The 20543-nt window shown below is 32.5% G+C and carries 21 protein-coding genes; 15 read left to right on the top strand and 6 right to left on the bottom strand.

Annotated features, from left to right (window positions below; all coding sequences use genetic code 11):
• The first annotated feature begins 88 nt into the window (after window positions 1-88).
• From ACFSR1_RS17950 to ACFSR1_RS17935, 4 genes are all read left to right on the top strand, one after another.
• Window positions 89-1045 (top strand): YybH family protein, encoded by a 957-nt coding sequence (locus ACFSR1_RS17950; RefSeq protein WP_378294393.1) that lies wholly within the window; start codon window positions 89-91, stop codon window positions 1043-1045.
• 45 nt (window positions 1046-1090) lie between these two features.
• Window positions 1091-1516 (top strand): VOC family protein, encoded by a 426-nt coding sequence (locus tag ACFSR1_RS17945; protein WP_378294392.1) that lies wholly within the window; start codon window positions 1091-1093, stop codon window positions 1514-1516.
• Between the two features lie 153 nt (window positions 1517-1669).
• The gene (locus ACFSR1_RS17940) at window positions 1670-2608 is read left to right on the top strand and encodes a sterol desaturase family protein (protein WP_378294391.1); all 939 of its coding nucleotides are present in this window, start codon (window positions 1670-1672) and stop codon (window positions 2606-2608) included.
• A gap of 28 nt (window positions 2609-2636) precedes the next feature.
• The gene (locus ACFSR1_RS17935) at window positions 2637-4001 is read left to right on the top strand and encodes an aldehyde dehydrogenase (RefSeq protein ID WP_378294390.1); all 1365 of its coding nucleotides are present in this window, start codon (window positions 2637-2639) and stop codon (window positions 3999-4001) included.
• A 6-nt stretch (window positions 4002-4007) separates the two neighbouring features.
• On the opposite strand, the gene ACFSR1_RS17930 is transcribed toward ACFSR1_RS17935, so the two are convergent.
• The 5 genes from ACFSR1_RS17930 to ACFSR1_RS17910 form a co-directional block, all read right to left on the bottom strand.
• Window positions 4008-6665 (bottom strand): hypothetical protein, encoded by a 2658-nt coding sequence (locus ACFSR1_RS17930; RefSeq protein WP_378294389.1) that lies wholly within the window; start codon window positions 6663-6665, stop codon window positions 4008-4010.
• A gap of 37 nt (window positions 6666-6702) precedes the next feature.
• A complete protein-coding gene (locus tag ACFSR1_RS17925; RefSeq protein ID WP_378294388.1) occupies window positions 6703-7545 on the bottom strand; it encodes a GLPGLI family protein in 843 nt (280 codons plus the stop codon).
• 65 nt (window positions 7546-7610) lie between these two features.
• The gene (locus tag ACFSR1_RS17920; protein ID WP_378294387.1) at window positions 7611-7823 is read right to left on the bottom strand and encodes a hypothetical protein; all 213 of its coding nucleotides are present in this window, start codon (window positions 7821-7823) and stop codon (window positions 7611-7613) included.
• Window positions 7824-8036: 213 nt separating this feature from the next.
• Window positions 8037-9410, bottom strand: a complete 1374-nt coding sequence (locus ACFSR1_RS17915; RefSeq protein WP_378294386.1) for an FAD-dependent oxidoreductase — start codon at window positions 9408-9410, stop codon at window positions 8037-8039.
• A 150-nt stretch (window positions 9411-9560) separates the two neighbouring features.
• On the bottom strand, window positions 9561-10361 hold the full coding sequence (locus ACFSR1_RS17910) for a class I SAM-dependent methyltransferase (protein ID WP_378294385.1): 801 nt from the start codon (window positions 10359-10361) through the stop codon (window positions 9561-9563).
• A gap of 190 nt (window positions 10362-10551) precedes the next feature.
• Between ACFSR1_RS17910 and ACFSR1_RS17905 the strand changes: the two genes are divergently transcribed.
• The 10 genes from ACFSR1_RS17905 (at window position 10552) to ACFSR1_RS17860 (ending at window position 18375) form a co-directional block, all read left to right on the top strand.
• Window positions 10552-11940 (top strand): ATP-binding protein, encoded by a 1389-nt coding sequence (locus ACFSR1_RS17905; protein ID WP_378294384.1) that lies wholly within the window; start codon window positions 10552-10554, stop codon window positions 11938-11940.
• Between the two features lie 7 nt (window positions 11941-11947).
• Complete coding sequence (locus ACFSR1_RS17900; RefSeq protein ID WP_378294383.1) at window positions 11948-12784, top strand: aldo/keto reductase; 837 nt, start codon at window positions 11948-11950, stop codon at window positions 12782-12784.
• A 20-nt stretch (window positions 12785-12804) separates the two neighbouring features.
• Window positions 12805-14469, top strand: coding sequence for an FAD-dependent oxidoreductase (locus ACFSR1_RS17895; protein ID WP_378294382.1), 1665 nt, complete (start codon window positions 12805-12807; stop codon window positions 14467-14469).
• 1 nt (window position 14470) lies between these two features.
• Complete coding sequence (locus tag ACFSR1_RS17890) at window positions 14471-14767, top strand: UBP-type zinc finger domain-containing protein (protein WP_378294381.1); 297 nt, start codon at window positions 14471-14473, stop codon at window positions 14765-14767.
• A gap of 394 nt (window positions 14768-15161) precedes the next feature.
• Window positions 15162-15635, top strand: coding sequence for a hypothetical protein (locus tag ACFSR1_RS17885; protein WP_378294380.1), 474 nt, complete (start codon window positions 15162-15164; stop codon window positions 15633-15635).
• Between the two features lie 28 nt (window positions 15636-15663).
• Entirely contained in the window at window positions 15664-16035 is a 372-nt protein-coding gene (locus tag ACFSR1_RS17880; RefSeq protein WP_378294379.1) for a DoxX family membrane protein, read from the top strand.
• A gap of 151 nt (window positions 16036-16186) precedes the next feature.
• The gene (locus tag ACFSR1_RS17875) at window positions 16187-16348 is read left to right on the top strand and encodes a hypothetical protein (RefSeq protein ID WP_378294378.1); all 162 of its coding nucleotides are present in this window, start codon (window positions 16187-16189) and stop codon (window positions 16346-16348) included.
• Between the two features lie 153 nt (window positions 16349-16501).
• Window positions 16502-17050, top strand: a complete 549-nt coding sequence (locus ACFSR1_RS17870) for a carboxymuconolactone decarboxylase family protein (protein ID WP_378294377.1) — start codon at window positions 16502-16504, stop codon at window positions 17048-17050.
• A 121-nt stretch (window positions 17051-17171) separates the two neighbouring features.
• A complete protein-coding gene (locus ACFSR1_RS17865; protein WP_378294376.1) occupies window positions 17172-17540 on the top strand; it encodes a cupredoxin domain-containing protein in 369 nt (122 codons plus the stop codon).
• Window positions 17541-17658: 118 nt separating this feature from the next.
• The gene (locus tag ACFSR1_RS17860) at window positions 17659-18375 is read left to right on the top strand and encodes a hypothetical protein (RefSeq protein WP_378294375.1); all 717 of its coding nucleotides are present in this window, start codon (window positions 17659-17661) and stop codon (window positions 18373-18375) included.
• A 16-nt stretch (window positions 18376-18391) separates the two neighbouring features.
• Here ACFSR1_RS17860 and ACFSR1_RS17855 read toward each other — a convergent pair whose 3' ends face one another.
• A complete protein-coding gene (locus tag ACFSR1_RS17855) occupies window positions 18392-19555 on the bottom strand; it encodes an MFS transporter (protein WP_378294374.1) in 1164 nt (387 codons plus the stop codon).
• Between the two features lie 138 nt (window positions 19556-19693).
• On the opposite strand from ACFSR1_RS17855, the gene ACFSR1_RS17850 reads away from it, so the two are divergent.
• The gene (locus ACFSR1_RS17850; RefSeq protein ID WP_378294373.1) at window positions 19694-20542 is read left to right on the top strand and encodes an AraC family transcriptional regulator; all 849 of its coding nucleotides are present in this window, start codon (window positions 19694-19696) and stop codon (window positions 20540-20542) included.
• The last annotated feature ends 1 nt before the right edge of the window (window position 20543 follow it).

The following is a 20543-nucleotide window of genomic DNA, read 5'->3' as shown; positions in this document are numbered from 1 at the left end:
CTGTTAATTATATCCTAATTCTTAATTCGTTTTATTTATAAATATTTCAAAAAAGGTAAATTACCTTACGAATCAATTCATCCAACCAATGAAGACATTACTAGTAAGTTTACTGATCTTATCTTCTATTATCACAAACGCTCAAAGTGAATACGAGCCCTCTGAAGCGTACCCTTTTGGAAGGCCCAACCCAGACGCTCCTAAAGAAATAAAAGATTTTCATCCTTTGATCGGAATATGTGATTGTAGTTCTCAGACTAGAAATCAAGATCAAACCTGGGCAGAGCCAAATAAGATGACCTGGGAATTTAAATACATAATGAATGGAATGGGAGTTCAGGATCAAACACTGAAGGAAGATGGCAAACATTCGGGAAGTATAAGACAATTTATCGCAGATAGTAGCCGATGGTTTGTTCATTATTATTCTAATACCTCACCTACTCCTGTACTTTCTTCTTGGGAAGGCAATAAAAAAGAAGATAAAATTATTTTGTATCGTGAGCAAAAAGCGCCAAATGGCACGGATGGCTTTTATAAAATTAATTTTTATGATATTAATGAAGATGGTTTTAAATGGCTTGGAGAATGGGTAAATACCAATGAAACATTTTCCTTCCCAACTTGGAAAATAGAATGTACAAAACGTAAGGACACCAAAGAACTATCTGATAAGCAGCAAATTGAAACTGTTGCAAAATCTTTTTCTACTGCATATCTAAAGCAAGATTACGAAGCAATTGCTCAGATTTATACAAAAGACGCTAAAATATTTCCTAACAATAGTGCTATTATTTCAGGATATGAAGCCATTAAAAAACGCTGGTCAAGCTCATCAGGTTATACCCCGATAGAACATCAAATCATACCTGAAGAAATTGTTATTCTTGGCGATACAGCTCACGATTATGGATACTATCAAGGCAAAAACAAAAATGATGACGGAACTGAAGTAAGTTATAAAGGAAAATATGTAGTTGTTTGGAAAAAAACCAACGGAAACTGGAAGATGTATTTAGACATCTGGAATCGGGTAAAAGAATGAAGTAAACTAACAAATTTTTAATTTAACTTGAAATAATCTTTTTCTATGGACGTACTTTCTCCTTTTCATCTAGCAATCCCAGTCAATGATTTAGAGCTGGCTAGAGATTTTTACAATAACACATTAGTATTAGAAGAAGGTCGTAGTAGCGATCACTGGGTAGACTTTAACTTTTTTGGACACCAATTAGTGATTCATTACAAACCAAAATCCGAAACTGAAACCAACCATCACAATAATGTAGATGGTAAAGAAGTTCCTGTACCTCATTTCGGAATAATTTTAGAATGGGATACCTGGCAAAAATTAGCCAATATGCTTTCAGAAAAAAAAGTGAAATTTGTTATCGAACCTTATATAAGATTTCAAGGAGAAGTTGGAGAGCAAGCAACCATGTTTTTTTATGATCCATGTGGCAATGCTCTTGAATTTAAATCTTTTAAAGATATGAGTCAGATTTTTGCCAAATAAAATTTATAAGAGCTTATAACTTTCCTTACTAACAGCGATTTGAATAAACAATCGTTAAAAACACGCCTTTTTTTATTTAAATCACTAGAATGTTAAAGTTTTACTACAAATTCTTATTATATTCTGCCCTAATTAGATTACAACAAAAAAAGAATGGATTTTATAGAGCCCCTAAAATACGGTGTACCGTGTTTTTTAGCACTGATTTTAGTTGAATTAACCTACAGTAAGACTCACGATCATAAAGATTTGTACAACTGGAAAGACTTTGGAGCTAGTCTAACTATGGGTATTGGGTCTGCAATCTTAGGACCTTTGATAAAAACGGTTTTTTCTATTATACTTTTTCATTTTGTATATAACCTTTTCAATCCTGAAATTGATGGTGTAAGAACTAATATTATGGGTTGGGAGTCATTTGGATTTGCTTGGTACGTTTGGCTACTATGCCAACTTGCCGATGATTTTACGTATTATTGGTTTCATAGACAAAATCATATGGTGAGAGCATTGTGGGCAGCGCATATTGTGCACCATTCTTCTGATAATTTTAATCTAGGAACAGCCGTTCGTAACGGTTGGTTTACACTTTTATACAAACCATTGTTCTACATGTGGATGCCTGCAATTGGTTTTGATCCCAATATGGTAATTGTATGTTTGGGTATTGAAGCTTTATGGCAATTTCAATTGCACTCTCAATATATACCTAAAATGGGGATTATAGAAAAGATTTTCAACACTCACACTATGCATCAGGTTCATCACGCTAAGAATGTCGAGTATATGGATAAAAACCACGGAGGATTCTTAAATATTTTTGATAAGATATTCGGAACCTGGAAAGAGCTAGACGATGATATTGAAGTACAATATGGCGTAACACACGCTCCTAATTCATATAATCCCTGGGTCATTCTCACCCATGAATATAAAGACATTTGGAACGACACCAAAAAATCTAAAAATTGGTATCATAAGTTTATGTATATTTTTGGACCTCCTGGCTGGAGTCACGATGGCAGCACACTTACTGTAAAACAAATGCAGAAAGAACTTGAATTAAAAAAACGTATAAGCGCACAGGCATAATTCGTTTTTTATATCTATATTTCTTGCTATGAATTATCAGGAAATTATACATAAACAAAAAGCTTTTTTTAATACCAATGCAACTAAAGATATATCGTTTAGAATCAAAGAGCTTAAACGCTTAAAAAACGTTATACAAAAAAATGAGGAGCTACTTTACGAAGCTATTTATAGTGATTTCAAAAAATCTAAATACGAAACTTACACCACAGAATTAGCAATAATCTATCACGAGATTGATATTGCCTTGGTGAAAATTAAAAAGTGGACCAAACGAAAACGCGTATCTACAGGTTTAGCAAATCTTCCCGGTAAGAGTTATATCATTCCGGAACCTTTAGGAACAGTATTGGTAATGGGTGCCTGGAATTATCCTTACCAGCTATCTTTAGCTCCGGCAATTGCAGCAATTGCAGCCGGATGTACCGTCGTAATCAAACCAAGTGAGATTCCTTCTAATTCTTCGGCAGCAATGACCAAAATTATTAGTGAAAATTTTAATCCTGAGTTTTTAAAAATAATCGAAGGCGGTGTTGAAGAAACTACAGCATTACTAAAACATAAATTTGATAAAATATTCTTTACCGGAAGCATACAAGTAGGAAAAATTATCTATCAGGCAGCCGCAAAACACCTTACTCCCGTTACTTTAGAGCTAGGAGGAAAAAGTCCTACAATTATTACCAAAGATGTTAATATTGACATGACCGCTAAACGCTTGGTTTGGGCAAAATTCATCAATACAGGTCAGACTTGTATCGCACCGGATTATGTGATGGTAGAATCCTCGATACAAAGTGAGTTTTTAGAAGCCATCAAAAAACATATCAAAAGTGCGGATTATCAAATCGAAAATCAAAATTATACGCAGATCATCAATCAAAAAAACTTTGAAAGACTTCTAAATCTGATTGAAAAAGACAAAGTATATTTTGGTGGTGATAGTGATGCGGATAAAAGAATCATATCGCCAACTGTGATGACAGATGTTTCTTTTTCAGATAAAGTGATGCAAGAAGAAATTTTCGGTCCAATTCTACCTGTATTATCTTTTGACAATATTGATAATGCTATCTCGGATATCAAAACCTTATCAAAACCGTTATCCTGTTATGTTTTTACAAAAAATAAAACCATAAAAAATAAAATTCTTAATGAAATTTCATTTGGTGGTGGAGCTGTAAATGATGCAGTTATGCATTTTATGGAACAAAATCTACCATTTGGGGGTGTTGGTGACAGTGGTATTGGTAATTACCATGGAAAAGCAGGATTCGAAGCCTTTTCTCATTACAAAAGTATTTTACAAAAAACATTTTGGATAGAGTTGAATCTTAAATATTCACCTTACACAAGTTCAAAGTTGAAATGGCTGAAGAGGCTTATTGGGTGATATGCTTCAAAAATTAAAATCTACCGATAAAAGAAAATAACGTGGAATCAAGTTACTTTCATAAACTGTGGTTGAAAAGTCTGAGTTCTCAATTTGCTCAAAAACACGATTATCTAATAAATTCTTTCCAATAAAACGTCCAGAAATCCACTTTACGTTTTTTGGTTTATATTTTACACTAAAATCTAAAAAAGAAAAATCTTCTACTCTTTTTAAATCAGGTTTAAAATAATCAAAGGTAAAAGTGCATAACCAGCCTTTTGCAGGCCTTATGATTGTTCGTAATGAATTCTTAATAGCCTTATTAGCATTAGAATTTTGCCCATCTATAGAGAAGTTTGTTGAAGTGTATGTGAAAAAATTTTCAAAATTTACAGGAATTCTGAAAGCCGTCTTAGCAAATATTTCTCCGGTAAGGTTGGTAAATTCACCATTTCTTATCTCTGATTGATTAACTACATTCTTAAACTCTGATATGGTATACTGAGAAGATAACTTTAGTGTCGTTTGCATAAACCTAAGGTACCTTTCTACTGATCCATTCATAAACCAACTGTCTAAATTTACTGGAGATTGAAAATAACTAAGGCTTGTAAAATTTGGATTGATCTCTACATTAGACAGAAAAGAATTTTCTTTTGTCACATATCCCGCCACTGCTGTTAATTCTATGTTATGATATAAATCATCTAACCTATATCCTACATTATAATTTTGACTCTTTTGAAGCTCAAGAGACCTTTGGTTCATTATAATTGTCCTATTATCAATCAAAACTCCATTAGAAAACAAATAATTTTCTTCTGGAGTATTTTGTTCATAACTCCCAGAAAAATTGAATTTAGAAACTCTATTGACTGAATAAGTAATATTAAGTGATGGTTCTATAACAAAAGCTTCTTTACTTTGGTTTACCACGCTACTAAAATTATCTTTGATTCTTTGATCTACATATCTAAAAAATATAGATGGCTCTATTTTAAAAGCGTCATTTTCATATGCCACTGATAGCAGGGAAAAATAATTGCTTTTTTGATACACAAAATTGTTTTCAAAATCTTGAAGCTTTACATCATTTTCGAATAAAAAAGATTGATATTGATATTCTTCAACATCTAATCCTGCTGTCAATGCATATTTAACAATTCCCTTCCTTCCTAATAAAACCAATTTATTATTAAAAGTTTCCTTTCTAAACTCACTAAATTGATCATACTCATTTACCACATTCTCTTCAGAAAAGAAATTACCAACAGTATTAAAATTCTGCGGGATATTGTTAGTAGCATAGGATGATATATATTGAATAGCATTGGTGTTATTTAGTTTATGTGTATACTGTAAATAATTATTCAACAAAAAATCTTCAGATCTTAAGCTTGTAATAGAGGGACTATCTTGATTTCTGATGAAATTATTAAATATTTCCTGATCATTTTTATTAAGAGAAACCTTTAATTCTAGTAAAGACTTTTTTGTGGTATTGATGGTAAATTCCAAATCTAATCCTTTTGCGTCCGGTTTTTGTGTAATCTGATTGATATCGGTATAACTAAAATTATCAGTGTTTGTAAAAAAAGAATTCTGGAACTTCTCTTCCTTAAACACTTCATCTTGCAAATAATTCATATTTGCTTTTACTTTTGCATTTTTAGACAACTTAAATAAGATATTGTAACTCCCTTCATAGGCGTCATCTATTTTGGAACGTTTTACCCCTAAAACATTCTGTATAGGGCTTACATTAATTATCTGTTTACTAAATATATTACTCTGATGGGTTTCATTAGTTGCTAATATATTACCGGCAGCAGTATCAAACAAAGAATAATTTCCTGTGTTGCTATAAGAAAGTGTTCCAAAAGATTTAAGTTTAGATGAGACACCTATTAAGGTTGCACCCATATCGGCATAGGATTTATCGCTATAGCCATAACCCACATCTGCTGTTCCTGAATAATCGGCTCGGTTCTTCTTCAATTTAAGATTTAAAGCAACCTCATTTGAATTTTCAATGTCTTTGAGTAATGGGTTTTTAGAATAATTTTCGATTGCCTCAATCTGATCTACCATATCAATTGATATATTCTTGGTGCCAATCGTATATTTACTACCAAACAAATCATCCCCATCAAGATTCACTGCTGAGACTTCTTTTCCTTTATAGCTTATTTTGCCATTAGGAGCTACTTCTACACCGGGTAATTTGTTAAGAACATCTTCTACCTTACGTTCTGTACCATCTTTGTACTTCTCAACATTAAAAACAACGGTATCTTTTTTTATGTTAAATTTTTTACGCTCTGATATAATAACTTCTTCTAATTGTGTAGTTTTTGGATATAAAATTATTTCAAAAGTATATGTTTTATTTACATCTGGATTCACAATACTATCTACAACTTTTTCATAGTTTAACGCATTAATCTCCAGATATACAATTTTATCATACTCTTTTTTAAAGGTATGATTCATAGTACCATTTATATCCGCGATAAAAAACTCGGATATAGTAGGGGCATTTCTATCCTTTTTCAATAAAACACTTGCATTGGAAATCACCTCTCCAGAATACCCCTTTATCGTACCTTTAATTCCTTGTGCACTTGCAGCAAAAGAAGTTAGCAGGATTAAAATGAACCAATTATCAATTTTTAACTTCACTATTTTAAACCCTCTCTTTATTTACTTTAGAAATGTACTATTCTTCATAAAAATCGATTTTTCCTAACTCTTTGATGAGCCCATCTGGAATATCAATAATTTTTCGTACCCAATGATATTGCCCCATTGAAAATGAAAATGAAATCGTTCCTCCCTGCTGCTTTTGCATTTCCGCGATAGCTTGTGCTTTTTTAATTTTTAATTCAAGGACATATTTTTTCATAAATTTTTCATAATCCGGATATTCTTTAACTTTGGTATATATAAAAAAATCTTTGATTTTTTTAATCATTTCATCGTTAATTTCTTTTTTCAAACTTATAAGATTTAGGGAAAAATTACCTTTTTTTTCTTGTACTTCAACGATCAAACCAGGCAAGCCATCCAGATTAAATGGCCCTTTACTAATTGGTATTTCTGGTGTAAACCATACTAAATATTCTCTACCATGAAAATTCAACAATGCTTCTTGACAATTATAGTTTTTAATTTTTTTAGAATTTCCCGTTAATTCCCAGTTCATTAAATTTTGATCATACTTATAAGTTGCTCCTCCGCTTAGCTCTGGCCAGGGAATTCTCACATAACAATCCGTGGGATTGGAATACATAATTGTGGATATAGCATCATTTGTCACAATATGTAAAAACTCTCCGTTTTCGTCATACTTAACACCCGCTTCTCTTTCGTCCAGTATTTTAAAAACACTCTCATCCCCTTTTACAATTAGTACGCTTTCTAAATTAGTATCAAAGGAATCTTTATATTCGTATAATGCCGAATAAGTATTGTTTTGACCGAAAGTAACAATAGAAACTAAGAAAAAAAGTGATGTAAATCTAATAGAACGAAGATTGTGTATATTTTTTTTATTACTCATATAATATAATTTTAAAGAGAGAGTAAACCTATTGAATTTTTTATTCAACAGGTTTACTTCTAAAATTAAATACTAGCGATTATTGCAGCCACACGTGCCCAGCCACAAGCTTTATCTCTATCATTACCTTCTACGCATTGAGTAGCAGTTGCTCCATTGTAAGAAGCAGTACAACAGGTTTGGATGAAGTCTTCTTCATCATTGTCCAAATCAACTGACCTTGTGTTAAAACTCATCATAGTTCCAGCTATGAATAGCCCTAAAAATACTTTTTTCATGTTTAAAAAGTTTTAAAAATTAATAAAATGATTTAAAATTATCCAATGGGATAACATAGGTAAGTGTCTTCAGGTTATAATATGTTACCATTTAAAACTGAATAATTTTTAATTAATTTAAAACTGGATGAATAAAAGTTCACTCTTTTGAGTTAAAGAGTAAAATATTAGAGAATAATTTTTAGAAACTGAGAATATATTAAAAAATCAGACTTATTGGATAATGCTTTTGGCATTGATTTGATAAGCTTCTAAACGATCAATAATGTGTTGATCTACCTCATCAGTGTCCCAAATACTTTCGATGTTATCAAGCTGCATAATTTCGTTCATAATTTTTGCTTGTTGATCACCAATTTCCAAAGCCTCTGCATACGGTCTATGCGTAAAGGTTACTCGTGTATATAAAGGAATCCACTTATCAGGATATTTTTCTGAGAATCTTTTTTCAATTTTTTTCCTTAGAAGAAAATCAGGATCTGCAGTTTTACTGCTCATTTCCATAAAGTTGCGATAGGAAAGTTCTGCAATTGCATCTGCACTGGGTTTTCTAGTTTCCTGATATTTTTCAAAAATTTCCTGCCAGTTCTCCCCTTTGTATTGCTCAATGATATCATCAAGTATTGAAATATCTTCAAAACCAGCATTGATCCCTTGCCCGTAAAACGGTACAATTGCATGAGCAGAGTCTCCAACCAACGCCACTTTGTCCCAATACGTCCACGGATAACATTTCATTGTCACCAAGGCACTCGTAGGATTATTTTTAAAGTCTTTAAGTAGCGTAGGCATAAATTCCATCGTATCCGGAAAATATTTCTTCCAGAATTCTATAACTTCATCCTCTTTAGTTAAACTCTCAAAAGAATTTTCACCTTCATGCGGCATGAACAAAGTACAGGTAAAACTTCCGTCCAGATTTGGCAATGCGATCAGCATAAACTTTCCTCTGGGCCATATATGAAGTGAGTTTTTATCTAGTCTGTGCGTACCATCTTCATTAGCAGGTATACCTAGCTCCTTATATCCGGCGTCGAGAAAATCCTGAGAGTAATCAAACCTACTTCTCCTTTGCATTTTATGCCTAACTCTTGAAAAAGCACCATCACAACCAAAAATCATATCATACTGATATTCCTTCCACGCCCCTTTTTCTGTTTCTCCTGTGTATATTTTTGCTTCAGGTAAGTTTACATCCCATACTTTTTCATTAAATCTAAACACTACTCCCGATTCTTCTGCCAGAGTAATCATTTTACGATTTAATACACCTCTAGAAATAGAATAGATTGCTTCTCCTTCTTTACCGTAGTATTGGTAATATTCAGGCTGACCGTTAACGTGCATCGACCTTTTATTCATTGGAATTGCGAGCTTTCTTATCTCATCTCCTATTCCTACTCTATCTAATGCTTTCCATCCACGTACAGACATTGCCAGATTTATAGAGCGTCCGCTAAACTCCACCTTTCTAATATCAGGCCTTCTATCAAACACAGTAACCTGATGGTTTCGTTTTTTTAGATAAATTGCTAATAGTGAACCTGCTAAGCCACTCCCTACGATAGCTATGTTTTTTGCTTGCATACTTTTTAGTGATTCCAGTTTGTCAAAGTATGAAAAGGAACTACTTGAAAAGATCCGAGTTTTAATGTCCTTGACAAACCAGCTCTATATATCAGAGCTTATGCAAACATTAAAACCTTTAACAAATGTAAAAAAATTATCAAAGAATTGTTACTTAAATGCTTTAATAGCGAATAGTAATGGAAATAATTTATCAGAACTTTCAAACATTCCGTTTTCATTTTTAACCAAATCCGGGAAAATATCATAGGGGGATTCATCATACTCCCGCAGATATTCAATGGTTAATCCAGCTTCAGACAACGCCGAAACGACTTCGCCCAATCCATGATTCCACCCATATTCTCTACTGATCATTTTAGAGTTTGTATCCGCATACGTTCCTTGGTACTCTTCATAGATTGCTTCTTTCTGATGGTATCCATATTTAATCTTAGGTGTTCCCTCTAGATAATCAAACATCCATACTATAGGATGAAATTCTACCATATAAAATGTTCCTCCGGTTTTTAACCTTTCTGCAATCATTTTTCCCCAAGGTTTTAAATCAGGTAACCATCCAATAACTCCATAACTGGTAAAAACAATATCAAACTGATCTTTTACATAATCAGAAGTATCTAAAACATTACAACAGAAAAATTCAGCATCAAGCTTTAGTTCTGAATTTAGTTGTTTTGCCAATTCAATTCCTTTTTCAGAAAGATCTACTCCGGTACATTTTGCCCCCATTCTACTCCAACTTAATGTATCCTGTCCAAAATGACACTGTAGATGTAATAGCGTTTTTCCTTGAACATTACCCAAAGCATCTAACTCAAACTTCATTAATGAACTCCCTCCTTCTTTAAAAGATTCCAGATCATAAAAATCACTAGAAGAATGAACTTCTACTTTCTCGTCCCAAGTTGCTTTATTAGTTATAAAATACTTCTGAAACTCAACAGACATTTCCTTTTTGTTTAAATAGATTGCTAAATATAACAAATCGTCATAACAATACGCCAACCACTATATCTCGATTCATAGATCTAAAAAAATGAATAATTACGTTCGTCTGATTTAAATTTTATAAAAACCTTATGATTTCTTGCCTTTACAGGTATTGCAAAGGGTCTTTTTATTACCTAATTTTAAACTAATGAAAGTTACCACACAAAACCTTCAACAAATTCCAGAGTTTGTACAAGTTCCGAATGATCAATTACAATGGCTGATTGACAAATCTCATATCAAAGTTTTAAAACAAGGGGCATATCTTTTTCAGAAAGGTGATCCCATTGATAAGCTTTTTATTGTTCTCCAAGGGAAGATTGAAATCAAAGTTGAACAAAATGGCAACTACAAACATGTAGCATTAATGGATACAAATGAAATCGGTGGATTACTTCCTTTTTCAAGAGCTAGTTCAGCCTTAGGCTTCGGAGAAGTACTGGAAAACAGTGATGTTTTAGTCCTCGAAAAATCCTGTTTCAAAGAAATGATCTCCAATCACTACGAACTTACAGAAAGCTTAGTCCATAAAATGACTACGAGAGTTAGAGAATTTACAAAAGACAATGTACAGGCTGAAAAAATGATGTCTCTAGGAAAATTATCTGCGGGACTAGCTCATGAACTTAACAATCCTGCTTCGGCAATGGTGCGAAGTGCAAAAGCTTTGAAAGAGCATTTGGCGAATGTTCCTGAAAAATTTAAGAGAGTAGTTTCTATCCAAGCCACAGAGAAGGAAATAGATATTATTAATGATATTCTTTTTGAAAAATTAAATAACCGGCCCGAAAACAATATGAAACTCACGGAGCGTAATGAAAAAGAAGATGAATTAGAAGAATGGCTAGAAGATCACAATGTAGATAATGCATACGAATTGACAGAAACTTTGTTAGATTTTTGCATAGGTATTCCTGCAATGGAAGAAATTCACAAAGCTACAGGTCAGAAAAATTTTCCTCACGCAATCGAATGGATTGAAAATGTGTTGACCACAGAGAAAATGGTAGATGAAATCGGTGAAGCATCCGATAGGATATCCAGTTTGGTGAGTTCCATTAAAAGTTATACGCATATGGATCGCGCTCCAGAAAAAGTATCCACAGATATTCACATAGGTTTAAAAAGCACACTGACTATGCTTAACCATAAACTGAAAAAGAAAAATATATCTCTGGAAAAAGATTTTCAAGCGAATCTCTCTGAACCTTTAATTTTTGTGAGTGAAATAAACCAAGTCTGGACCAACTTAATAGACAATGCTGTTGATGCGATGAGTCATTCGGGAGTTTTAAAAATAAAAACTTCTGAAGATCAGAAATTTGTAAAAGTCGAAATTATTGATGATGGAGATGGAATTCCGGAAGAACATTTAGACCATATTTTTGATCCATTTTTCACCACAAAAGCCATAGGAGAAGGAACAGGTATGGGATTAGAAGTAGTCCAAAGAATTATTAATCAACACGCAGGCAAGATAACAGTAAAGTCAAAAAAAGGAGAAACAAGATTTACTGTGTATTTACCTATAAGTTAATAAATCAATGAAAAAAATAACTGATATAAAGGGTAGCTTCAAATTGCATAATGGTGTAAACATGCCATATTTTGGACTTGGAGTATACTTATCTAAAAATGATCATGAAGTAGTAGATGCTGTGCAATGGGCTTTGGATGCAGGATATCGCCATATTGATACGGCAAGTATTTATAAAAATGAAGAAGGTGTTGGTAAAGCAATACGCAGAAGCAGTATACCAAGAAAAGATATTTTTGTGGTAAGTAAAGTCTGGAATTCTGATCAAGGATATGAATCAACGCTTAAAGCTTTTGATGAAAGCCTCAATAGACTAGAACTCGATTACCTGGATTTATACCTAATTCACTGGCCCGTAACAGGAAAGTATATTGAAACTTGGAAAGCTCTCGAAAAACTGTATAAAGAAAAAAGAATAAGAGCAATAGGAGTTAGTAACTTCATGCAGCACCATCTGGAAAATCTAATGAATAATTCAGAAATAAAACCAATGGTCAATCAAATGGAGTTTCATCCACATTTGGTTCAGCAAGATCTTATTGATTTCTGTAATCAAAATGAAATTCAATATGAAGCATGGTCTCCAATGATGCAAGGAAAGATTTTTGAACTATCGATTCTAGATGATCTAGCAAAAAAGTATCATAAAACAGTAGCTCAAATAGTTTTGAGGTGGAATTTACAAAAGGGTGTCATTACCATCCCTAAATCAGCAAAACAGCATCGAATCATTTCTAATGCTGATCTTTTTGACTTTGAGCTATCTAAAGAAGATGTCAATTATATAGATTCTCTGGACAAAAATGAGAGAACCGGACCTGATCCTGATAATTTCAATTTTTAGTCAGTTTTAAATTAAAAAAAATGAAAAAACCCATCATATTTGCTCTTGACGACGATCCGCAGGTATTACGCGCTGTGACCCGAGATTTAAAATCTGAATATCGAAAAGAGTATAGAATAATGAGTACAGAATCTGCTATGGATGCTCTTGAAGCCTTAGAAGATTTAAAAAAGAAAAACGAAACCATCGCCTTGTTTTTGGTAGATCAGAGAATGCCGGAAATGCTAGGAGTAGAATTTCTTAAAAAGGCGATTACTTTTTTTCCTGATGCAAAGAAAGTGTTGCTTACCGCCTATTCAGATACGGATGCAGCAATCAAAGCTATTAACGATGTACAACTGGATTATTACTTAACAAAACCCTGGAATCCACCAGAGGAAAAATTATATCCAACATTAAATGATTTATTAGATACGTGGCAGGTAAATTATCAGCCGGAATTTGATGGAATTAAAGTAATTGGTTACCAGTATTCTCCAAAATCACATGATATTAAAGATTTTTTATCCGGAAATCTATTCCCATTTCAATGGTTAGATGCAGAAATCAGCGATAAAGCAAAAGAAATTATTGAATTACATAAACTGAAGCCAACTGACCTTCCTGTAATTTCACTACAAGATGGTAGTTGTTATAAAAATCCTGACATCATAGAACTTGCTACTGCACTTGGTTTAAATGCGCATCCACAAGATAATTTATATGATGTAGTAATCATTGGTGCTGGTCCATCAGGATTGGCTGCAGCAGTTTATGGAGGATCAGAAGGACTGAAAACTTTATTAATTGAGAAACATGCACCAGGTGGTCAGGCAGGAACCAGTTCCAGAATAGAAAATTATCTTGGATTTCCAAATGGATTAAGTGGTCAGGAATTAACGCATCGGGCAATAACACAAGCCAAACGATTCGGAATAGAATTCTTATCCCCACAAGAAGTTACTTCGATAACAGAAAAGGATGGATACAAAAGCATCTCCCTTGGTAATGGAGAATGTATCAGTGCAAAAAGCGTTGTCATTACCACGGGTGTAAATTATAGAAAACTTGAAGCAGAAGGTATAGAAAATTATACGGGCGCAGGTATTTATTATGGTTCTTCTATGACCGAAGCGCAAGCGTGCGTTAATAAAGAAGTATACATCGTAGGTGGAGGAAATTCAGCTGGACAATCCGCGGTTTATCTTTCTAAGTTTGCTAAAAACGTATACATCGCAGTTCGTAAAAAAGATCTAACTAGTAGCATGTCTAGTTATCTTATTGATCAGATCGATGCGATTGACAATATTACATTACTAGGTCAGACTAATATTACTAAAGCTATCGGAGAAAATGAGAGGCTTACTTCTTTAGAATTAATAAACGGTATTACTTCAGATACCAGAATAGTCGAAGCGGATGCCTTATTCATCTTTATTGGTGCAAAACCATATACAGATTGGATTGCTTTAGATATTATCAAAAACGAAAGAGGTTTTATTGAAACGGGCAGAGATTTGAATCGGTACGAAAACTTCAAAAAGATTTGGAAAAAAGATCGGGAACCTTTCTTATTAGAAACCTGTAGCCCAGGCATCTTTGCCTCTGGCGATGTTAGAGCCGGAGCGATGAACAGAGTAGCATCTGCAGTAGGTGAAGGTGCTATGGCTATCAAATTTGTACATGAATACTTAGCCGAAACCTAATATGAAATTTAGAACTAAAATTTGTGACCATCTGGAAAATTTAGATACACAAAACATCAAAAAGAGTACTAGTTATGAATGTGCACAATGTATTAAAACGGGAGACAGCTGGGTTCATCTAAGAACTTGTCAGGAATGTGGGGTTACATTATGTTGCGACTCTTCTCCTAATAAACATGCAAATAAGCATTTTACAGATTATAACCATCCGGTAATCATATCAGCAGAACCTAATGAAAGCTGGGCTTGGTGTTACGAACACAAATCTTTTATCGAATACAAAGTACATAAATCTTAGTTAGAAATTCTATTTTAAAACATAGCAAAGTTTGTAATCCAAACAATTAGATTTTCTATAACATATTTTGTAATTGCTAATCATTACTTTTGTGGGGAATTTACAAACCAAATGTTAATCGAAGTCAGCAGTATAGATATATCAAGATCAGTTGCTTTTTTTTTAAATACTCCTAAATTTGTAAGTTCTAAGAACTAATAACGACAAAAAGTTATAACAAAATTGTTTTATTTTTCTCTGATTAAGCATTAGAAATATCTTACACTTTAAGCAGAAAGGAATAATTGACAATAAAGAAGGAAAAACAGACCTTCTATCCCAGTTATTTTCGCCCCAACTTTGAAGTATCAAAAATGATTATTAACACGAAACTATTTTCGAAAAAGATACGGGTATGAGAACTTTATATAATAACATCAGAATAATACTAATAATAGTTTTTTTAATGACCGCTTTCTACGGTCATACACAGGAGAAACTATATAAAACACAGTTAGAAACTGTATACCTTCAAAACACTAAAGAAGTGGTCTATAAAAACACTTTTAGCAACTATAACAATGATTTAATTGCTTCAAAAAAAATTAATTTCAAAAAAGAAATAAAAATTTCAATGGGAAAAAACAATACTTTACTCTTTGTTTCCAATAAAAATAATATAGAAATAGTTACAGCTTCTTACCTGAAAATCATACGAAAAGCTGCAAACAGAAGTAGAAACCCAGAAGCTTTTCAGGCTTTTTTAACAAACAATTTACCGCAATTAGGTCGTCAATTTACGATAGATAACAATCTTAACGAATTGTATTTTATTTCAAGAAAGGATACCTTTAATGGGAAAATAGACGCTTTACCCAGTGTTCTATGAAAACTAACACAAACTCTAACATATTAAAATGAAGAATGTCTTACCCCTGGTATTAAGAATTGCTGTAGCAATTATCTTAATACAAACCCTTAGATTTAAATTTACCGCACATCCGGATAGCGTTTATATCTTTTCTAAAGTTGGATTAGAGCCATATGGCAGAATAGCGATCGGAGTCGCAGAACTAATTGCCGGCGTTTTATTATTAATTCCAAAAACTGTTTGGATAGGAGCTACAATGACCCTTGGAGTTATTGGTGGAGCTATTTTTATGCACCTTACAAAATTAGGAATAGAAATTAATAACGATGGTGGAATCCTTTTCATCACTGCCGTAATAACCTTTATACTTAGCGGTATTATTCTATGGTTAAAACGAAAAGAAATTAAATTTTTCTAATAAGAAAGTAACATATCTAATAATTGAAACCTCCTATTATGGAGGTTTTTTTTATGCCCGGGAAAAATTGACAAGTCTTCGGGAAAAACTAACATTCTAATAGCCTTCATATAGTGCCATCTTTGTACTGTTAATTTAAAACACTATAAAAATGACAGTACATAATAAATCAATATTCAATCTAATAGAAATTTTTCGTCAGGGAAAAAGACAAATTGTAAACAGCCTAAATGCTAAAGCACATTGTGATCAAAGAAGTCATCACGATTTTTATTGTGACGCCGAAAGACCTTTTATAAATACTGAAAAATAAAGGAAGGGAAAAATTGACAAGTACTTGGGAAAAACCAACATTTTAAAATGAAGATTGCCATTGCATCTTTGCCTTATCAAATTAAAAGACACTTAAAACAAACTATAAATCCATCCTAAAAAAGAAATTTAGGATATCATAAAAACAGAAATCATGACAATATTTAATGTACCAACAAGAGAAGAAGTAAATACAACAAATCAAGGAATTTTTGACAACTTGACTAATGCACTAGGTTTTGTTCCTAACTTGTTTGCTACCTACGCACATAGCGAAACTGCTTTAGAAAACTATTTAACCTTATCCAATGCCAAAACCTCATTAAGAGCTAAAGAAAAAGAAGTTGTAAACTTAGCTGTAAGCCAGGTAAACAATTGTATTTACTGTTTATCAGCACACACTGCTATCGGAAAAATGAATGGTTTCACAGATGAACAAATATTAGAATTAAGAGCTGGTTACGCTTCTTTTGATACTAAATTGGATGCTTTAGCAAAATTAGCCAAAAATATTACTGAAAATAGAGGTCGTGCAGATCAGGATGTAGTAGAAAAATTCTTTGCTGCCGGATATGACAAAGGAAATCTAATTGACACTATTGTATTAGTAGGAGATAAAACAATCTCTAACTATATCCATAGCACTACACAAGTTCCAGTTGATTTTCCAGTAGCACAACCGCTAGAAACTGCACTAGCCTAAACTAAATAACCACTAATAAATAACCACTTGCAAATTCTGGAAAGAAAGTATTAATAATCAAAAAATCTTTCTTCTCAGAAAAACCAAAAAAACATTTTAAATAATAATAAATATCAAAATCATGAAAAAGTTAATCACATTATTCACATTTATTTTTGCAATTACAGTAAGCTCAACTGCTCAAGAAGTTAAAACAGTTTCTTTAGAACAAACTAAAGGAGAATTTACTCAAAAACAGCTTACACTTTCAGAAGGAAGTTATGTTTTTAATATCTCGAACAATAACTCAGGAACAGATGTAGGTTTTGTATTAGTACCAGCAGGAAAAGATGCTTCGGATCCTAAAAATCATATTCAGGAAGCCTATGTAACTAAAGTTGTTGCAGAAGGAAAAACAGAAAGCTCTAAAAAAGTAAGCTTACAAAAAGGTGAGTACAATTACTTTTGTCCTTTAAATAAAACTCCACAATACAAATTGATTGTAGAGTAATTACCCGAAAATAACCTGGATATCATATAGAATACTAGTATATCTAAACCCTAAAACCTTGTTAATTCAATTTAGCAAGGTTTTAGTTTTCTATATTTTAGCCAAAAACTAACTCAAGATGAAAAATATCATACTATTATCCATATTCTCTTTGTTCATCATAGCTTGTAATCAAAAAACTAAAAAGGAATATAAGTATGAAAATGATACAGAAGAAGTAACGGATTCAGAAACAGTGAAAAGTAAAATCCCAACAACCGCCGAAGCTATTGCAAATGCCAATGGTTTTGAGAATTGGGACAAAGTAAAAGAAATAAAGTTCACTTTTAATGTAGATCGCGATAGTAGTCATTATGAACGTACCTGGAGTTGGAAACCTAAAAAAAGTGAAGTAACCCTAACTACTGCAGAGGATACAATCTCTTATAAGAGAACAAGTATTGACAGCACCTCTTTAAAAGCTGATCAAGGCTTTATTAATGATAAATATTGGTTATTAGCGCCCTTTAATCTGGTTTGGGATCAAGACAGTTTTACTTCGGAGCATCAGGTAAAAGCAGTTGCTCCTATTAGTAATAAAGAAATGCAAAAATTCACTATCGTTTATAATAACGAAGGAGGCTATACTCCTGGAGATGCGTATGATTTTTATTTTGAAGGTGATTTTAAGATTAAAGAATGGGTGTTCCGAGAAAAAAATAAAAAAGAACCTTCTTTAATTACTTCCTGGGAGGATTACGAAAACTTCAACGGAATAAAAATAGCCAAAACCCATAAGCGTAATGAAGGTAACTGGAAACTTCATTTCACCAATATTGAAGTTATTACAGAATAATTCAATGCTTATTCCATTATTTAGACACTCTTTTCGAAATTAAAAAAGTAACTGTTAACGCAATTATCGTAGCTACCAATAAAGCTGTAAAACTAAGTTTTAAACTATCTATTTTGGACAATAGTCCTAGAAATGGGGGGCTTATTAAAAACCCAAGATAACCAAATCCCGCTACAAAAGATATACCCTCAGCAGAAGAAACACCGTTTGCTCTTCCTGCTAATCTAAACAGCTCTGGGATAATTACTGAAAACCCCAGACCAACTAATCCAAAACCAATTATTGTTATCATCAATGCAGAGCTCAGTACTGCAAAAAAACCAAAAACACTAATTAAACAGCCTCCGATGATTATTGCCAAAGATCCAAAATGTTTGCTTACTGCATCCCCAAAAAAACGCCCCAATGTCATCATCACAGAAAAAGCGACAAAACCAAATCCAGAAATTTTTTCTGAAGAGATCATTACAATATCTTGCATATAAAGTTTACTCCAATGTTCTATTGCTCCCTCACTACCCATGATTAAAAATGCAATGATCGTAAGCCCTAAAAGTGGCTTTATAAGTTTTAGTTCGAAAAACTTTTTTGAACCTTCTTCTTTTTTTCCTTTTATAGTTATATACTCCTTACAAACTAAGATGTTTGTTACAATCACAAACAGTGTAGCGCACAGCATATGCATTAATGGTATATCGAAATATGTAATTAAAAAGCTCCCAATACCAGCACCAATAACTCCACCTAAGCTAAAAAAACCGTGAGATGCTGACATAATATGAACATCATCTTCTTGTTCAATATCCGATACCAGAGCATTCATTGCGATATCTGTTAAACAGGCAGATAAGCCAACTGCAAATAAGACTATACATAATAACAAATAACTTGGAGCTACTATGGGCATAAGAAATAATAGAGAAAATAGTATGATCCCTAAAATTGTTACTTTACCAACTCCAAGTTTTTCTATGATCAAAGAAGATAAAGGGATCATTGCTAATGTACCTAATGCAAAACAAAAAAGTGCAACACCTAGTTGTGCATCATCAATTAACAATTTTGCCTTTACTTTAGGTATGTATAACACCCAAGTACCTGTCATGATATTAAGTGAAGCAAAAACCCAAGCCGGTCCAAAGTATCGTAATTTTGTAATAATTAGGTATAAAGAATTCAAGGTGCGTTATTTAACATATTTACTATACACCAAAATTAACTACAAAAAACACCTTCATATTAACACAAAATATTCTAATACTAAAGTGATTTATTCATAATAATAAAATTAATCATATAAAAATGATAATTTTGTTATATGAAGCCTTCATATGAACAGATTTATCTGGAACAATCCAAATCCCTAAAAATAGAAAGTTATACTAAAGATTCGCTTTGCAATGAGGTGAATTGGCATCTGCATCCAGAATATGAAATAGTTTTTATAAAAAACGGCAATGGAATTGTTCAGGTAGAATCAAATATTGAAAAATATCGAGATGGATTACTGATTTTTCTCGGACCAAATATGCCTCATATGCCGTTTGGCAATAAAGATTTCGAAGATAACGTAGAAGTTGTTATTCAATTTAATGAAAGCTTTATCAAAGAAAAATTAAAACATTTTCCAGAGTTCTATAGTATACTGGAATTCATTCAAAAATCACCAAAAGGTTGTATTTTCCCTGAAGAAACTAAAGAAAAACTGTCCGATTCTTTTTTAAAACTTTCAAACCAGAATAACATAGAGAAATTATTAAACTTTATGTATATACTACATCATCTCTCTATTTCTAATTATAAAAGGCCTATTGTAAAGTCTAACTATCTTGAAATTGACAAAACAGCTTTACCTAGGATATCAAAGGTTTTTGATTATGTAAATAGAAACTATGCTCAAAAAATTGAATCAAAAACCATTGCTAAACAATTAGGATTGACTACGAATTCATTTTGTAGAATGTTCAAATCGGCTACAAATAGGAGCTTTATTAGTTTTCTAAATGAATTCAGAATTAAAAAGGCTCAGGAACATTTTGAGAATAAAAGCACTTCAATATCAGAAGTTTTATACCAATGCGGATTCAATGACCCATCTTATTTCTGCAAACAATTTAGAAAACACACCGGTGTTTCACCATCTACTTATATAAAGGAGCTAGGGTAGT

The sequence above is a fragment of the Aquimarina rubra genome (genome assembly GCF_042684305.1).
GTDB classification, from domain to species: domain Bacteria; phylum Bacteroidota; class Bacteroidia; order Flavobacteriales; family Flavobacteriaceae; genus Aquimarina; species Aquimarina rubra.
The sequence above is the reverse complement of the archived record's forward strand: the minus strand, read 5'-3'. Positions and strand labels throughout refer to the sequence as shown.

What these genes read in the sequence shown, in the direction of transcription:
- ACFSR1_RS17885 (WP_378294380.1), top strand. Translation starts at nt 15,162, where the DNA reads ATGAGAACTTTATATAATAACATCAGAATAATACTAATAATAGTTTTT.
- ACFSR1_RS17925 (WP_378294388.1), bottom strand. Translation starts at nt 7,545, where the DNA reads ATGAGTAATAAAAAAAATATACACAATCTTCGTTCTATTAGATTTACA.
- ACFSR1_RS17910 (WP_378294385.1), bottom strand. Translation starts at nt 10,361, where the DNA reads ATGTCTGTTGAGTTTCAGAAGTATTTTATAACTAATAAAGCAACTTGG.
- ACFSR1_RS17890 (WP_378294381.1), top strand. Translation starts at nt 14,471, where the DNA reads ATGAAATTTAGAACTAAAATTTGTGACCATCTGGAAAATTTAGATACA.
- ACFSR1_RS17950 (WP_378294393.1), top strand. Translation starts at nt 89, where the DNA reads ATGAAGACATTACTAGTAAGTTTACTGATCTTATCTTCTATTATCACA.
- ACFSR1_RS17905 (WP_378294384.1), top strand. Translation starts at nt 10,552, where the DNA reads ATGAAAGTTACCACACAAAACCTTCAACAAATTCCAGAGTTTGTACAA.
- ACFSR1_RS17870 (WP_378294377.1), top strand. Translation starts at nt 16,502, where the DNA reads ATGACAATATTTAATGTACCAACAAGAGAAGAAGTAAATACAACAAAT.
- ACFSR1_RS17935 (WP_378294390.1), top strand. Translation starts at nt 2,637, where the DNA reads ATGAATTATCAGGAAATTATACATAAACAAAAAGCTTTTTTTAATACC.
- ACFSR1_RS17860 (WP_378294375.1), top strand. Translation starts at nt 17,659, where the DNA reads ATGAAAAATATCATACTATTATCCATATTCTCTTTGTTCATCATAGCT.
- ACFSR1_RS17940 (WP_378294391.1), top strand. Translation starts at nt 1,670, where the DNA reads ATGGATTTTATAGAGCCCCTAAAATACGGTGTACCGTGTTTTTTAGCA.
- ACFSR1_RS17850 (WP_378294373.1), top strand. Translation starts at nt 19,694, where the DNA reads ATGAAGCCTTCATATGAACAGATTTATCTGGAACAATCCAAATCCCTA.
- ACFSR1_RS17920 (WP_378294387.1), bottom strand. Translation starts at nt 7,823, where the DNA reads ATGAAAAAAGTATTTTTAGGGCTATTCATAGCTGGAACTATGATGAGT.
- ACFSR1_RS17895 (WP_378294382.1), top strand. Translation starts at nt 12,805, where the DNA reads ATGAAAAAACCCATCATATTTGCTCTTGACGACGATCCGCAGGTATTA.
- ACFSR1_RS17915 (WP_378294386.1), bottom strand. Translation starts at nt 9,410, where the DNA reads ATGCAAGCAAAAAACATAGCTATCGTAGGGAGTGGCTTAGCAGGTTCA.
- ACFSR1_RS17945 (WP_378294392.1), top strand. Translation starts at nt 1,091, where the DNA reads ATGGACGTACTTTCTCCTTTTCATCTAGCAATCCCAGTCAATGATTTA.
- ACFSR1_RS17880 (WP_378294379.1), top strand. Translation starts at nt 15,664, where the DNA reads ATGAAGAATGTCTTACCCCTGGTATTAAGAATTGCTGTAGCAATTATC.
- ACFSR1_RS17865 (WP_378294376.1), top strand. Translation starts at nt 17,172, where the DNA reads ATGAAAAAGTTAATCACATTATTCACATTTATTTTTGCAATTACAGTA.
- ACFSR1_RS17900 (WP_378294383.1), top strand. Translation starts at nt 11,948, where the DNA reads ATGAAAAAAATAACTGATATAAAGGGTAGCTTCAAATTGCATAATGGT.
- ACFSR1_RS17875 (WP_378294378.1), top strand. Translation starts at nt 16,187, where the DNA reads ATGACAGTACATAATAAATCAATATTCAATCTAATAGAAATTTTTCGT.